Here is a 13,851-nt window from a genome sequence, read left to right as displayed (position 1 = left end):
GCTGGTGGGCGGCCTGCGTGTCAGACTGGTGGTGGCCTTCGGGCTGGTGGCCGTCGTCGCCGCCCTGTCCACGGGAGCCCTGACGTTCCGTCAGGCCCGCACCGGCATCCTCCAGCAGAGCCAGGACACCGTCATCCGCCTGCTGCGCGACCGGGTCGACTCCCTCGCGCCCGGCCTGGTCCTCCCGCCCGACCGACAGGGCCTGGAGTCGTTCGCGACCCAGGTCGCCCAGGGTGATCCCTCAGGGAAGTGGCGGGTGCTGGTCACCTATCGAGGCCTGAGTGCCACATCGGTACCCGAGGACCCGTTCGACGAGCTGACGCCCGCCCTGCGGACCGCGGCGAACACCCATACGCCGACCGTCTTCCAGCGGGTGACGACCGACGGCCGCGCCGCCCTGGTCGTCGGCATGCCGGTCATGTTCGCCTCGGCGCACGACGACCGCAGGGCGTCCGGGTTCACGGTCTTCCTGACGGTGCCTCAGACGGGGGAAACCGCCTCCGTCCAGGCCCTGGTCACTTCCATGGGGCGGGCCACCGTACCTGCGGTGGCTCTGGCCGTGCTGCTCGCCCTGTTCGCTGCCCGGGGGGTGCTGCGGCCGGTACGGGAGCTGCGCCGGGCCACCCGGCACATCGCCGAGGGCCGGCTCGACACCCGCCTGGCCGTCCAGGGCTCGGACGAACTGGCCGACCTGTCCCACACCTTCAACGAGACCGCCGCCGCCCTGGAGGAATCCATCGCCGAACTGCGCCGCATGGAGGCGAAGGCCCGTCGCTTCGCCGCGGACGTCTCCCACGAATTGCGCACTCCGCTCGCGGCCATGTCGGTCGTCACCGACATCCTCGACGAGGACGCCGCCGGGCTCGACCCGGACACCGCCTCCGCCGTCCGGCTGATCAGCGGGGAAACCGCCCATCTGGTACGGCTGGTGGAGGACCTCATGGAGATCTCCCGCTTCGATGCCGGCGCCTCCACCTTGCACCTGGACGAGATCGACCTCGCAGAGTCGCTCCAGCGCACTCTCCTGTCCAGGGCCTGGGAGGATTCCGTGGCCACGCTGCTGCCACCCCCCGGGGCGCTGCGCGGCCGGGTCGACCCCCGTCGCCTCGATGTGATCGTCGCCAACCTGATCGGGAACGCCCTGCGCCACGGGGCGCCTCCGATACAGCTCTCCTTGCACGGACACCAGCGGCCCGCACCGGGCGGTGCGCAGCAGTGGGCGGTGATCGAGGTGCTGGACAGCGGGCCCGGTGTCCCCGAGAGCGTCCTGCCGCATATCTTCGACCGCTTCTACAAGTCCGACACCGCCCGCACCCGAACGGAAGGCAGCGGCCTGGGCCTTGCGATCACCGCGGAGAACGTGCACCTCCACGGTGGCACCATCCGCGCGGCCAACCACCCCGGTGGCGGAGCCCTCCTCACCGTCGAACTCCCGCTGCCGGAGCCCGCGGAGGAGGGCCGGTCATGAGACGGTTGATGCTGCTCGCCGCTGCCCTGCTGTTGTCCGGCTGCGGAATCCCCGCCACCGGCGTGATCGAGTCCGGCGACCCGGCCACCGGTGTACGGTCCACGGCGCTGCTCTACTTCATCACCGACGACCGCCTGGTCCCCGTGGGCCGTGAGGTCACCGACCCGGCCGACGTACGCGCGGCCGTGGAAACCCTGCTCACCGGCCCGGACATGCGGGACCGGCTGCGCGGCCTGACGACAGCGCTCAGCCGGGTCCCCGCTCCGGCGATCAGCACGAACGGCGCCGAGGTGTCGGTCCAGCTGTCCGCGGGCACGGAGTCGCTGCCGCCGATCGCCGTCCGGCAACTGATCTGTACGGCCGCCGCGGCACGCATGACCGACGACCCGGACACGGTGGCGACAGGGGTGACCGTGGTGGTGACCGGACCGGGCGGCCGGCGCACGCAAGGCACCAGCCGCGGCTGCCCCACCCTCGCAGCCGCCCGGCCCGTCGCCTCGCCCACCGGGACCCCGGGGCAGTAGCCCACCCGGGCTCCAGTACCTCAGCCGGCCGGGTGCACGGTCGCCTGGTACGTCAGGATCTCGGTGCCGTTGCCTTCGTCGCCCCTCCCGACTTCTCTGGGGAAGTGAGGCTGTCGTAGTGGTGTGCACCTCGGGTTTGTGCAGCTCAGCCACTCGTGGTCGAACTCTAGCTAGTGCAACAGCTGTGGTGCTATCGCTGGTTGGAGTGTCTCTGAGAGGGCTGTACGTGGCTTGATGTCTGTATTGCCCTGTCGGCTGGAGCAGGCAGGCTGCTCGGAGGGCCGCCGGGCGGCTATGCCGCGGCTGGGCGAACAATCCTTGCTGAGTCCTGGGTGACCTGGGTGATGGCTGCCTCGATATCGAAGGCTGTGGAGCGTAGTTCGACGCCGGGGCCCAGGAGCGCCCAGTGGACGCCGGCCCGTCCGTAGGGCATGCCGATGCTGCCGGGGTTGATCACAAGTCGGCCGTGGGCGAGGCGGACGAACGGCATGTGTGTGTGCCCGCAGACCACCGTGCGAATGCCGGTGTCAAGCCCGCTGAGGACTTCTCGCCAACGGTCGAGGCGTGAGTCGACCAGAACGACCTCTTCGTCGTCCCGAGGGGTGGCGTGACAGAACAGCACCTTTCCCAGGCCGCGTACTGGCAGAGAGCGCCGCCGCGTCATCGGCCTGCGCTTCCACGGTGTCCGGGGTCTGGCCAATGGAGCTTGCGACGCCTGTATTGTCGAACAGAATGACCGGACGGTTCGCGGCCAGTCCGTCCGTCACCGCAGGATCCCAGTGATCCATGCCGCCACGGAAATGCTGCAGGAACACCAGCGGTGTGCCGGTCTCGGCGCCGAAGCGCCGGTAGGCGTACCGAATCCCGTTCGCCGTGACGAACCGCGTCGGAGCCGTCACATGGGAGAGAGGCGGTGTGTGAGTCGGTCGGGTCGTCGTCTTCGGCTCCTACTTCATCAGCCGCACGGGAGAACCCGCCTGGAACGCGGCGATGTCCTCGACGGAGTCCTGATAGAAAATCTCGTACAAGTCGCGGTTCACGTATCCGACGTGCCCCGTGAGCAGCGCGTTCGGCAGCGCCCGCAACGGGTGGTCCGCGGGTAGCGGCTCGGTGTCGTACACGTCGAGGGCGGCTGCTCGGATCGCGCCCTCACGCAGGATGTCGATCAGGGCGACCTCGTCGACGACCGGTCCGCGTGAGGTGTTGACCAGGAGGGCCGAGGGCTTCATCGACCGGAGTTCCGCCGCGCCGACCAGCCCGCGTGTTTGCTTGCTGAGCAGTACGTGGATCGAGAGCACATCGCTTTCGGTGAAGAGTCGCTCCTTCGTCACCGCCCGCACGCCGTGCTCGGCGGCGGTTTCGGGGGTCAGGTTCCGACTCCATGCGATGGTGTCCATTCCGAAGGCCTGTCCGATCCGTGCCACTCCGGAGCCGACGCGACCGAGGCCCAGAATGCCGAGAGTCCTGCCGTGCAGCCCCTCGCCGACCGATACCTGCCAGCCGCCGGCGCGCAGCGACTCCGCCTCGACGACCAGGTTTCTCGTGGCACCGAGGATCAGCGCCCAGGTGTGCTCGATGGTGGGGTGGGACTCATAGCGGGTCCCGCACACCGTGATGCCGAGTCTGTGGGCGGCCGTAAGGTCGATGGCGGCATTGGCCGGGCCGGTGCTGACCAGGAGCCGAAGGTCGGGCAGCCGCTCCAGGACCTCGGCCGGGAATCGCGTGCGCTCCCGCATGGCCACGAGCACGTCGAACCCGGCGAGGCTACGGACCACCTCGTCGGCATCGGCGAACGGCTCGGTGAAAACGACGACCTCGGCAACGAGCGATCCCCAGTCGGCCAGGCTCGTCGCGACGTTCTGATAGTCGTCGAGGATCGCGATCTTCATGCGGGTGGCCATGTCGGCAACCTCCGTATTTCGTCGAGGTGATGCGCCTGTCTTCGCGGGGTGGCGACGCGGCGTGGCTCAGGCGAGCAGGCCCAGGGCGCTGTACCAAAGGGGTCCCGGGTTGAGCCGGTCACCGTGGAGCTTCGACATCTCCTCGAAGAACTCCAGCGGCTCCGGCTTGCCGGCCAGGAGTCGGATCGCGTCGCGCAGGTACTGCCGGGTCTCGTCCAGGATCTTCGGGTCGTCGGGCAGGTCTGCCTTCTTGTGGCCGGCGACCACGTGGCGCGGATCGAGTGCGGCGAGCCGGTCGATGCCGTCCAGCCACGCCTGAAGGCCGCCGTCACCGCCTTCGAGCATCATCAGGTGCACGCCGTTGTAGACCACGTCCCCGGCGACGACGAGACCGATCGACGGCACGTGCAGGACGCTGGAGTCGTCGGTGTCGGTGTGACCGGTCTCGACGGCCCGGAGGACTTGGCCCTCCAGCCGGAATCCCTCGGTCGGCACGGGCACGGCGAGGACCGGGGTGTTCTCCGGGACCCCGGGGAAGGTCTTCGCGAACCCCTTGTCCTTGCTCTCCAGTTGGCTGCGCATCTGCCGGATGGTGCCCTCGGTGGCGTACACCACGCTGTCGGCGTCGCCGAACCGTTCCAGCAGCGTCGCGGTGCCGAACCAGTGGTCGGGGTGGCCGTGGGTGACGTAGACGTACGCCAGACGCTTCCCTGAGCGCGCCAAGCCCTCGGCGACCTGCGCGATCTGGGTGTGAGCCAGCGGCGGGTCCACCAGGACCGCGTCGCGTTCTCCGGTGATCAGGGTGGATGAGATCGGCGAGGACACGATCCCGTCGCCGTTCGGCAGCTGAAGATCGATCTTCCGGGGAACGCCGTCAGAGACGAGGACTTCGTAGGACAGTTCGGGCATCGCGATACTTCTCTCGTGGCGGGGGCTGCCCCTCACCGAACGCGCGAATGAGCGGCGGTTTGCCTGGCGAGGGTGAGCACTATTGATCAGTGGATCTACATCCCACGGTGGAAACCCGTGGCGCGCGTTGCCGGCGTGCACGCGGTGGTCTGGAGAGTTCCGGCAGGTCAGGCCAGGCGCCGGGTTGTCATCGTCCCCGGCGGAATGGCCCTGATGCCGCTTCGAACGCCCTGCTACGGCTCGGCTCGCGTCCGCGTGGGACCCGCGACGGTGCGAGTTCCTCCGGAGATCGTCATGACCGGGCCACCTTGAGCAGGGTCTTTCCGCCGCGGACGACCTGCTCGATCGCCGTATGGATGTCATCGAGGTCGAACACGGCACCTGGCGGAACGAACAGGGCTCCGCTCGCGACCAGGGGCGCGGCCTCGCGGATGACGGGGAGCACCTTTGTCGCGTAGTCGAAATGGCCGGCGAAGAATCCGTGTACCGTCGCGCGCTTGCCGATCAGGGTCAGTGCGTCGACGGACATCGGCTGCCCGGTCGCCGAGGCGTAGCTGACGAGCGCACCGCCCTCGGACAGCAGGTCGAGCAGGCGGGCGGGAGCGTCGCCGCCCACCGAGTCGACGGCGAGCCCGACCCGGGCATCGCCGATCGCTGTGCGAACCTCTTCGACCGCCGTCGCGCCGTCGAGGCGGACGATGTCCGCGCCGGCCGCGGTCAGTTCGGCGAACACGGACTCGTCCCGGACGAAGTTGATCGTCCGGAATCCGCGGGCCTTCGCCAGGGCGATCAGGGAACGTCCGACGCCGGAGTTCGCGGCGTTCTGCACGATCCAGTCCCCGGGCCTCAGGTCGGCGTATTCGCTCAGGATCAGACCGGCCGTGGGCGGATTGATGCCCAGCATCGACAACTGCTCGACGCTGCCTTCCGGCAGTCGGAACAGCCCGTCGGCGGGCAGCAGCAGCCGCTCGCGCCAGGCACCGGCGAGCAGCGGCAGAACCACCAGGTCGCCCGCCGCGAGCGTGTCGACGCCGGGGCCCGCCTCGACAACCCGGCCGACACCCTCGCTGCCGAGGACCAGCGGGAGCGGTGGCCGCCCGAGCTCGCCCCTGACGAGCTTGAGGTCGTGCAGGTTCAGCGGTGAGAACTCGACCGCGACCTTGACCTCGCCGGCGCCGGGAGCGTTCGGCTCCTGGAGATCGACGACGCGTACGACGTCCTCCGGCTTTCCGAACTGGGTGATCTGGATGGCACGCATAGGGACTCCCGGTGAGAGGCGGCGAGATCTTCGCCGCAGTCAAACTGCACATTTTGCTTATGTCCGCCGCGGTATGTCCGTCGTCGGACGAGAGGGGGGAATGTCAGCGCCGCACGTACGGTGCGTCCGCCCTGGGGATCAGGTCCAGCGCCTGCCGGGCCGTCTGCCGGAGCGTCGTGGCGTCGACACCCGCCTTGGCCATGTTGTCGATGCCCCTGACCACGCTCAGCAGCAGATATCCCAGGGCCGTGGCGTCGGCGTGCTCGGCCACTTCTCCCGCGTCCTGGGCGTCGCGTATTGCGGACGCGAGGGCGTCGGCGAGATCCTCGAAGGCGCGACGGGCCGTGCCCGCCACCGTGTCGTCCTCTCCGGCGCGGTCCGCGGTGGCCTTGGTGAGGAAGCATCCCCGGCGGGGCGACTCGGTCGCGAAGGCGTCGGCGAGTGAGACGACGTAGTGCTCCAGACGGGCCATCGGCGAGGTGAGCACCGCGTCCGGGCCCTCCCGCAGCTCCTCGCGGGCCTGGGCGACGATGCCCTGGCAGTAGTCGGAGAAGACGCGCACATACAGGGCGTTCTTGTTGCCGAACGCCTTGTAGATGCTGCCCTTGCCCAGGCCGGTCGCATCCATGAGGTCATAGGTGGACGTGCCGTCGAATCCGGTGGTCCAGAACCGGTCGCGGACGACATCAAGCACGGTGGTCTCGTCGAAGCCTCGTTTTCGCCCCATTACCTCACGATACCTCATTGTGGTCCAGGTGGACCACAAAGGTCGGCAACCCAGCCCTCATGCCGGCACGGAGGGATCGCCTGACGCTCCTCGCTTTGTTGACTGACTGGACCACTTCATGTTTCCGTTGTGGTCCAGTCGGTCAACAAAGCCGTGTCGGTCGGCAACCCTGTGGAGGACTGATGGCTCAGAGCCGAACGAAGACGGAGACGGAGCGGAACAAGGCCGCCGTCCTCGAATTCCTGACGACCGCGTTCAACTCGAAGGACTTCACCGCGCTGGACCGGTACCTGCACCCCGACTACCTCCAGCACAACCCGTTCATCCCGCCGGACAGGGCCGGGCTGCGCACGTTCATCGCGGAGCTGCCCGACGCCGGCCGGTACGAGCCGGGAGCGATCATCGCCGAAGGAGACCTGGTCATGATCCACGGCAGGTACTCCGGCAGCACCGAGACGCCCCTCCTGGCGGTCGACATCTTCCGCTTCGAGGAGGGCCTGGTGGTGGAGCACTGGGACGTCCTGCAGGACGAAGTGCCCGCGAAGGACACGGTGGCGGGCAACCACATGTTCACCGACCCGCAGGCCGGCCGGGCCTGAGGCACCGGACCGGCGAGGCAGGCGGCACGCCCCGCGCGGGCCATGACGGCGAGGGGCTCGACCCTCGCCGTGCCGGGCCGGCGGACGCCGTGCCGGTCCACTGTGGGCCACCGGCACGCGGAGGCATCATGAACATCGATCAGAATGAGGATTCGCTTTGACCACCTTGCTGGATCTTGTTGTCGAGGCCCATGGCGGCCTGGACCAGTGGCGACAGGCGCGCACGATCCGCGCCCGCGGGGCCATCGGCGGCGTCCTGTGGGACCTCCGCGGCCGGCCGGGCATCCTCGCCACGGCGGACATGGCGGCCGATGTGCAGCAGCAGCGCTTGGTGTTCGAAGGCTTCACCGGCCCGGACCTGCGGGGCGTCTTCACCCCCGAGCGCGTCACGATCGAGCGGAGGGACGGAGAGGTCGTCGCTGAGCGCACCTCTCCACGGGATGCCTTCACCTCCCAGGACCAGGACACCCCCTGGGACGATCTCCACGTGCTGTACTTCGCGGGCTACGCCATGTGGAACTACCTCACCGCCCCCTACCTGCTGACGCTCCCCGGCGTGGTGGTGGAGGAACTGGAGCCCTGGACCGAGGCCGGCCGGGATCTGCGACGGCTGCGGGCGACGTTCCCCGACACCCTCGCGACCCACGCCACAGAGCAGATCTTCCACTACGACGCCGCAGGCCTGCTGCGACGCCATGACTACGCTGCCGAGGTGCTCGGCAGCCCGCCGGCGGCGCATCTGTCGGAGAAGCACGAGACCGTGTCGGGGCTGGTCTTCCCGACCCACCGCTACGTGCTGCCCCTTGCGGCGGACGGGCGGGTCCTGCCGGAGCCGAAGCTGATCACCATCGACCTGAACGAGATCTCTGTCGCCTGACCACGCCACGGGACCGTTCGGCGCCGCCCTCTCGCGAAGACGGCCGGGCCGGGGTGCTCCACAACCCCCGGCCCAACTCCAACGACCGGCGGGGGCGGGCTGGATGCTCGCGCGGGACCTGGCGGCGATCACCCTGCTCGATGTCTACCAGGCGACGCCGTCGACTTCCCCTGATCGGGGCGTTCCGCGCCCATCAATGCAACAGCAATAGTTACGTCAAGAAATTGGAGAATCTCATGGGACAGCTGGACGGCAAGACCGCCCTTGTCACCGGCGCCTCCAGCGGCATAGGCCTGGCGATCGCCCGCCGTTTCGCCGCCGAGGGCGCGACCGTCTACCTGACCGGCCGCCGCAAGGACGCGCTGGACGCAGCCGTCGCGCAGGTCGGCGCCCGAGGCATCGCCATCCAGGGCGATGCCTCGGACCTCGGCGACCTCGACCGGCTCTTCGCCGAGATCGCGAACCGCAGCGGCTGCCTGGACATTGTGGTGGCCAACGCCGGGGTCGCGGACTACAGCCCGCTCGGCGCGATCACCGAGGAGGAGTACGACCGTACTACCTCGATCAATATCAAGGGCACGGTCTTCACCGTCCAAAAGGCGCTGCCGCTGCTGACGGCCGGCGCCTCGGTGCTGCTGCTCTCCTCCAGCTCGGCCCTGCGGGCGCGCCCGGGCCTGGGCGTCTACGCCGCGACCAAGGCCGCGATCCGCAGCCTCGCCCGCACCTGGGCCGCCGAGCTGGCCGGCCGCGGGATCCGCGTCAACACCCTTACCCCAGGCCCTGTCGAGACCCCGGGCCTTGACGAGCTCCACGCCGCTTCCCCGCACAGCGATCAGCCCACCGCGGCCGAGCCCGCCCCACCGACCCCGTTCGGCCGCGTCGGCCGTCCCGACGAGGTCGCCGCCACCGCCCTCTACCTGGCCAGCGACCAAAGCAGTTTCACCACCGGCGCGGAACTGTTCGTCGACGGCGGAGCCACACAGCTCTAGGCGCCAAATCGCGGACGCATCCGATACCCCAGGGCGTCTGAGCCGCGTACTTGCGACCGTCGCCAGAGCAACGGATTCGGCACAACGACACAGCAGGGAGTGAGTCATGAAGAGCCGAATTCGGGTTCGCACCGGTCGACCTTGGCGCGCCGCGTGAAGACGGGGCGCTCATTCAGCTCGGCGGGCCGCTGAGCTGCAAGCACTTCCTGTTCCAGGGCTGAGGCCCGACCGACACCTGATGCAAACGAAGAGACAAAGGACAAGGACCGATGACAACAGATACTCAGACCTCGCGGACCGTGGCCAAGAAGTTCGTGGAGCGCCTCGCAAAGCATGACCCCGACGGCATCCAGGAACTGTTCGCCGAGGAGATCGACTGGCACGTCCCCGGCAGTGACGCGCTGCCCTGGACCGGGCGCCGTACCCGCCGGGAGGAGGTCGCACCGTACTTCACCACGATGTGGTCGCACTTCGCGCACGACAAGAGCAAGGCCGTACTGGAGCGCATCATCGTCGACGGTGGTGACGTGGCGCTGCTGGCGGTCTTCACACACACCGTCGCGGCCAATGGCAAGGAGTTCAGCACACCGACGGCCATGCACCTGGCGGTCGAGGACGGCCGGATCGTTCGCATGCACCAGTACGAGGACACCCTGACCGTCGCCGAGGCGTTCAACGCCAGCTGAGCAAAGAGTACTCAAGGGTCCCGCGGCCCGGATCCCGCGCGGCCGGACATGCACATCCGAAGGAGCAAGTAACGTGACCACCCCTGTCGTTTCCATCGCCTACCACTCCGGCTTCGGCCACACCTCCGTCCTCGCCGAGGCCGTCCGCGATGGGGTGACCACCGCCGGCGCCACCGCCCACCTGATCAACGTCGAGGAGATCTCCGAGGAGCAGTGGAACCTGCTCGACGCCTCGGACGCGATCATCTTCGGCTCGCCCACCTACATGGGCACCGCCTCCGCCGTCTTCCACGCCTTCGCCGAGGCCAGCTCCAAGCGCTGGTTCAACCAGGTGTGGAAGGACAAGATCGCCGCAGGTTTCACCAACTCCGCGGGCAAGAGCGGCGACAAGCTCAACACCCTGCAGTACTTCACCGTGCTCGCCGCGCAGCACCACATGCACTGGGTCGGCCTCGGCCTGATGCCCGGCTGGAACACCTCCACGGCGTCCGAGAACGACCTCAACCGCCTCGGCTTCTTCCTCGGCGCCGCCGCCCAGAGCAACCAGGACCAGGGAGCCGAGGGCATACACAAGGCCGATATCGCCACCGCCGCCGAACTCGGCAAGCGCGTCGTCGAGGTCGCCCGCGTCTACGCCGCAGGCCGCACCGCCCTCGCCGCCTGAGCGACCGACGCCGGGACGGATGCGCGGCCCGGACGACGAGGGTGGTGCCCGGCAAGGCGCACCGGCAACTGCTCCGGACCGGGCAGCAGCACCACAGACTCGCGATCAGCGACGCGCAGCGACGCCATCATGAGGCGGTCACCGGCCCTGATCAACGGAACCGTGGTTGGCGCTGAGATTGATCTTGAGCGATGGCGCTCTTCGGTACACCCCCCGGCTCCGACGCGGGCTCAATGGAGCGGGCACAGTGTCGCCGGTCGGGCGCCTGTCCATGGGTGAGTGGGGCTGCCGCATGGACAGGCGTGACCGTGGGCCTCACGCCGCTTCGAGGAAGGGGTAGTCGGTGTAGCCCTCGGCGCCCGGCCCGTAGAACAGTTCCGGCCGCGGCTCGTTCTCCGGGTGGCCGCCCTGCCAGCGCTCGACCAGGTCGGGGTTGGCGATGAGGGCCCGGCCCACGACCACGGCGTCGGCGTGGCCGGCCTCGATCTGCTGGAGCGCCTGCTCGCGGGTGGTCTGCCCCCCGAAGGGGCCGTTGTTGACGATCAGCTTGCCGTCGAAGCGCCGGCGCAGCTCCTGCACCAGGTCGCCGCCCGGCTCGGTGTGCAGAACGGAGAGGTAGGCCAGGCCCAGCGGGCGCAGTTGGTCGAGCAGGGTGCCGTAGGTGGCCAGGACGTCGTCCCGGTCGGTCTCGAAGACGTCCCCGAGGACGATCTCCGGCGAGATCCGCAGCCCGACCCGCTCGGCGCCGACGGCCTGGGCGACCGCGGTGACGACCTCGACGACGAAGCGGGCGCGGTTGTGCGGCGAGCCGCCGTATCCATCGGTGCGCTGGTTGGCCGCCGGGGAGAGGAACTGGTGGAGCAGGTAGCCGTTGGCGCCGTGGATTTCCACGCCGTCCGCTCCCGCCTCGATGGTTCGGCGGGCCGCGGTGACGAAGTCCTCCAGGGCTGCACGGATCTCTGCGGTGGTCATCGCTTCCGGTACGGGGTAGGGCTGCTCGCCCTTCTCGGTGAACGTCTTGTTGTCGATGGCGATCGCGCTGGGGGCGAGTATGCGTCGGCCGCCGTTGATGTCGGGGTGGGTGCCGCGGCCGGCGTGCATGATCTGCAGGACGATGCGGCCGCCCTCGGCGTGCACCGCCTCGAACACCCGCTGCCAGCCGGCCGCCTGCTCGTCGGTGGCGATGCCCGGCTCACCGACATACCCCTGCGACGCGTGGTCGGGGTAGGTGCCCTCGGTGATGATCAGCCCGACGCTCGCCCGCTGCCGGTAGTACTCGACCATCAGGTCCCCGGGGATGCCGGAGGAACCGGCCCGGACCCGGGTCAGCGGTGCCATGACGATGCGGTTGGCGAGCTCGATCTTCCCGAGAGAGACGGGGGAGAAAAGTGACGGGACGGGCGAAACTTCTGAAGTGTTGACAGGCATGGTTTTCTTTCTTTCTGCAACAGGGAGGGAAACGGGATGAAGGTCTGCGACGCAGGGGTCCACGCTGTCCCGGCGAAGGCGCGGATGCGGTCCTCGGGCAGGCGCGGGCCCGCTGACGGTGACGCGGTTCCAGGACCGCGATCGGGGTGTGGGTGGTGTCGGCGGCGAACGCGGTGAGAACCGCATGCCGGAGCAGGGGTATTCGCTCCTTGCGCACGATCAGCAGTCAGCCAGGCGACGAAGTCATGGGTGCCGCCGCCGGCGCCGGTACGGATCGGCGTCGGCACCCCGCGCCGCGACCGACTCCCTCGACGCGCCCCCGCGAAGAGGACCGATACCCGGCTTCACCTGGAACCCGCTTTGGGCGGTGGCGGGAACAGCGCTCTCAGCGCTCCTGATTCTCACCGGCCTGAGGCACTTGCACCGGCCGATCGCCGTCGGACAGCCTGGTGCACGAAAGCGCGAGGCTAGCTGAGCGGGACGTCCGCGACACCCTTGAGGTGGCTGAACGTCTCCAGGGAGTACCGGCCGTGGTAGCGGCCCATGCCGCTTTCGCCGACGCCACCGAACGGCAGGCCGGTCATGAGCAGTTGCATCACCGGCTGGCCCCAGGCGACGCCGCCGGAGGACGTCTCGTTCAACAGGCGCGACTTGGTGGCCTCGGACTCGGTGAAGGCGTAGAGCGCGAGGGGCTTGTCGCGTTCGTTGATGAAGGCGATGGCGGCATCAAGGTCTTCGACTTCGACGACGGCGAGGATCGGACCGAAGATCTCCTCCTGCATGACCGGCGATGCGGGGTCGACATCGGTGAGCACGGTCGGTGCGATGAACAGGTCGTCGCGGTCGTGCCGGCCTCCCACCGCCGCCCGGCCGGAGTCCAGCAGACGCGTGAGCCGGTCGAAGTGCCGCTCGTTGATGATCCGGCCGAAGCCGGCTGAGGCCTGCGGGCTGGTGCCGAACTGGGCTTCGACCGCCGCGCGAAGGGCGGGGACCAGGGCGGCGGCGGTGGCAGGATCGGCCAGCACGTAGTCGGGGGCTATGCACTGCTGCCCCGCGTTGCCGAACTTGGCGCCGACCAGCCGCTTCGCGGTCTCGTCCACGTCGGCGTCGGGCGCCACGAAGACCGGCGACTTGCCCCCGAGTTCGAGCGTGACCGGGGTGAGGTGTTTGGCTGCCGCGGCCATGACGATCCGGCCGACCGTGCCATTGCCGGTGTAGAAGATGTGGTCGAAACGCTGCGCCAGGAGGGCCGTGGTCTCCTCGGCGCCCCCCTCGACCACCGAGAGCACGTCAGGGTCGAAGTACTCGCGCAGGAGGCGTGAAGCGACCGCCGAGGTGTGCACCGAGATCTCGCTCGGCTTGGCCACCACGGTGTTCCCGGCGGCCAGGGCGCCGATGATGGGGTCGATGAGAAGGTGCAGCGGGAAATTCCACGGAGCGATCACCAGGACCACCCCGAGCGGGTCGTACGTGGTGTAGGCCGTTGTCGTGGGACCGAAGTGGGCGGGAACCTCCACCGGGCGGGGCTGAAGCCAGCTCTCGAGATTCGCCAGCGTCTCGTCAATGTCGGCGACGGTGAAGTCGATCTCCTGCATCTTCGCCTCGGCGGCGTTCTTCCTCAGATCCGCCCAGAGCGCTTCGATCAGCTCCTGCTCGTTCTCCACCAGCAGGGCCCGCAGCCGCCGCAGCTGGTCGACGCGCCAGTCCAGTGGGCGGGTGACGCCGGTGTTGAACGTCGTACGAAGACGGCCGACCACCTCCGCAACCGTTTCCGTCTGGTGGGTCCTCGACTCGGTCCCCTGTGTTGCGGTCATGGGGTGT

13 protein-coding genes and 2 pseudogenes are annotated in these 13,851 nt (G+C 69.0%); 8 read left to right on the top strand and 7 right to left on the bottom strand.

The window, feature by feature from the left end:
• The first annotated feature begins 4 nt into the window (after window positions 1-4).
• Together EDD90_RS06930 and EDD90_RS06925 are read left to right on the top strand one after the other, a co-directional pair.
• On the top strand, window positions 5-1,468 hold the full coding sequence (locus EDD90_RS06930) for a cell wall metabolism sensor histidine kinase WalK (protein ID WP_260327681.1): 1,464 nt from the start codon (window positions 5-7) through the stop codon (window positions 1,466-1,468).
• Window positions 1,465-1,992: a GerMN domain-containing protein gene (locus EDD90_RS06925; protein ID WP_123972255.1), complete on the top strand. Its 528-nt coding sequence runs from the start codon at window positions 1,465-1,467 to the stop codon at window positions 1,990-1,992. The genes EDD90_RS06930 and EDD90_RS06925 overlap by 4 nt, the downstream gene beginning before the upstream one ends.
• 322 nt (window positions 1,993-2,314) lie before the next feature.
• On the opposite strand, the pseudogene EDD90_RS06920 reads toward EDD90_RS06925, so the two are convergent.
• The 5 genes and pseudogenes from EDD90_RS06920 to EDD90_RS06895 form a co-directional block, all read right to left on the bottom strand.
• A pseudogene (locus tag EDD90_RS06920) lies at window positions 2,315-2,644 on the bottom strand (metallophosphoesterase family protein); the annotation flags it as partial.
• Window positions 2,645-2,939: 295 nt separating this feature from the next.
• Entirely contained in the window at window positions 2,940-3,893 is a 954-nt protein-coding gene (locus EDD90_RS06910) for a D-2-hydroxyacid dehydrogenase family protein (protein ID WP_123972254.1), read from the bottom strand.
• Between the two features lie 66 nt (window positions 3,894-3,959).
• Window positions 3,960-4,802, bottom strand: a complete 843-nt coding sequence (locus EDD90_RS06905) for an MBL fold metallo-hydrolase (RefSeq protein ID WP_123972253.1) — start codon at window positions 4,800-4,802, stop codon at window positions 3,960-3,962.
• Window positions 4,803-5,094: 292 nt separating this feature from the next.
• A complete protein-coding gene (locus tag EDD90_RS06900; RefSeq protein WP_123972252.1) occupies window positions 5,095-6,060 on the bottom strand; it encodes a zinc-dependent alcohol dehydrogenase family protein in 966 nt (321 codons plus the stop codon).
• Window positions 6,061-6,163: 103 nt separating this feature from the next.
• Complete coding sequence (locus tag EDD90_RS06895) at window positions 6,164-6,787, bottom strand: TetR/AcrR family transcriptional regulator (protein ID WP_185148963.1); 624 nt, start codon at window positions 6,785-6,787, stop codon at window positions 6,164-6,166.
• A 182-nt stretch (window positions 6,788-6,969) separates the two neighbouring features.
• Here EDD90_RS06895 and EDD90_RS06890 point away from each other — a divergent pair, with 182 nt between their 5' ends.
• The 6 genes and pseudogenes from EDD90_RS06890 (at window position 6,970) to EDD90_RS06860 (ending at window position 10,602) form a co-directional block, all read left to right on the top strand.
• Entirely contained in the window at window positions 6,970-7,386 is a 417-nt protein-coding gene (locus tag EDD90_RS06890) for a nuclear transport factor 2 family protein (RefSeq protein ID WP_123972250.1), read from the top strand.
• Window positions 7,387-7,543: 157 nt separating this feature from the next.
• A complete protein-coding gene (locus EDD90_RS06885; RefSeq protein WP_123972249.1) occupies window positions 7,544-8,263 on the top strand; it encodes a hypothetical protein in 720 nt (239 codons plus the stop codon).
• A gap of 79 nt (window positions 8,264-8,342) precedes the next feature.
• Window positions 8,343-8,417, top strand: a pseudogene (locus EDD90_RS58880) (transcriptional regulator); the annotation flags it as partial.
• 82 nt (window positions 8,418-8,499) lie between these two features.
• The gene (locus EDD90_RS06875) at window positions 8,500-9,252 is read left to right on the top strand and encodes an SDR family NAD(P)-dependent oxidoreductase (protein ID WP_123972248.1); all 753 of its coding nucleotides are present in this window, start codon (window positions 8,500-8,502) and stop codon (window positions 9,250-9,252) included.
• A gap of 269 nt (window positions 9,253-9,521) precedes the next feature.
• A complete protein-coding gene (locus tag EDD90_RS06865; RefSeq protein WP_123972247.1) occupies window positions 9,522-9,938 on the top strand; it encodes a nuclear transport factor 2 family protein in 417 nt (138 codons plus the stop codon).
• 73 nt (window positions 9,939-10,011) lie between these two features.
• Window positions 10,012-10,602 (top strand): flavodoxin family protein, encoded by a 591-nt coding sequence (locus EDD90_RS06860; protein ID WP_123972246.1) that lies wholly within the window; start codon window positions 10,012-10,014, stop codon window positions 10,600-10,602.
• A 315-nt stretch (window positions 10,603-10,917) separates the two neighbouring features.
• Here the strand turns inward: EDD90_RS06860 and EDD90_RS06855 are convergent, their stop codons facing one another.
• Both EDD90_RS06855 and EDD90_RS06850 read right to left on the bottom strand, forming a co-directional pair.
• The gene (locus tag EDD90_RS06855) at window positions 10,918-12,030 is read right to left on the bottom strand and encodes an alkene reductase (RefSeq protein WP_123972245.1); all 1,113 of its coding nucleotides are present in this window, start codon (window positions 12,028-12,030) and stop codon (window positions 10,918-10,920) included.
• A 467-nt stretch (window positions 12,031-12,497) separates the two neighbouring features.
• Window positions 12,498-13,844: an aldehyde dehydrogenase family protein gene (locus EDD90_RS06850; RefSeq protein WP_123972244.1), complete on the bottom strand. Its 1,347-nt coding sequence runs from the start codon at window positions 13,842-13,844 to the stop codon at window positions 12,498-12,500.
• Window positions 13,845-13,851 lie beyond the last annotated feature (7 nt).

Source organism: Streptomyces sp. Ag109_O5-1, from assembly GCF_003814875.1.
Lineage (GTDB): Bacteria > Actinomycetota > Actinomycetes > Streptomycetales > Streptomycetaceae > Streptomyces > Streptomyces sasae.
This window is presented reverse-complemented; position numbering and strand designations above follow the sequence as displayed.

Excerpts from the sequence above, each read along its gene's own strand:
- EDD90_RS06925 (WP_123972255.1), top strand. The coding sequence starts at position 1,465 with ATGAGACGGTTGATGCTGCTCGCCGCTGCCCTGCTGTTGTCCGGCTGC.
- EDD90_RS06910 (WP_123972254.1), bottom strand. The coding sequence starts at position 3,893 with ATGGCCACCCGCATGAAGATCGCGATCCTCGACGACTATCAGAACGTC.
- EDD90_RS06905 (WP_123972253.1), bottom strand. The coding sequence starts at position 4,802 with ATGCCCGAACTGTCCTACGAAGTCCTCGTCTCTGACGGCGTTCCCCGG.
- EDD90_RS06900 (WP_123972252.1), bottom strand. The coding sequence starts at position 6,060 with ATGCGTGCCATCCAGATCACCCAGTTCGGAAAGCCGGAGGACGTCGTA.
- EDD90_RS06895 (WP_185148963.1), bottom strand. The coding sequence starts at position 6,787 with ATGGGGCGAAAACGAGGCTTCGACGAGACCACCGTGCTTGATGTCGTC.
- EDD90_RS06890 (WP_123972250.1), top strand. The coding sequence starts at position 6,970 with ATGGCTCAGAGCCGAACGAAGACGGAGACGGAGCGGAACAAGGCCGCC.
- EDD90_RS06875 (WP_123972248.1), top strand. The coding sequence starts at position 8,500 with ATGGGACAGCTGGACGGCAAGACCGCCCTTGTCACCGGCGCCTCCAGC.
- EDD90_RS06865 (WP_123972247.1), top strand. The coding sequence starts at position 9,522 with ATGACAACAGATACTCAGACCTCGCGGACCGTGGCCAAGAAGTTCGTG.
- EDD90_RS06855 (WP_123972245.1), bottom strand. The coding sequence starts at position 12,030 with ATGCCTGTCAACACTTCAGAAGTTTCGCCCGTCCCGTCACTTTTCTCC.
- EDD90_RS06850 (WP_123972244.1), bottom strand. The coding sequence starts at position 13,844 with ATGACCGCAACACAGGGGACCGAGTCGAGGACCCACCAGACGGAAACG.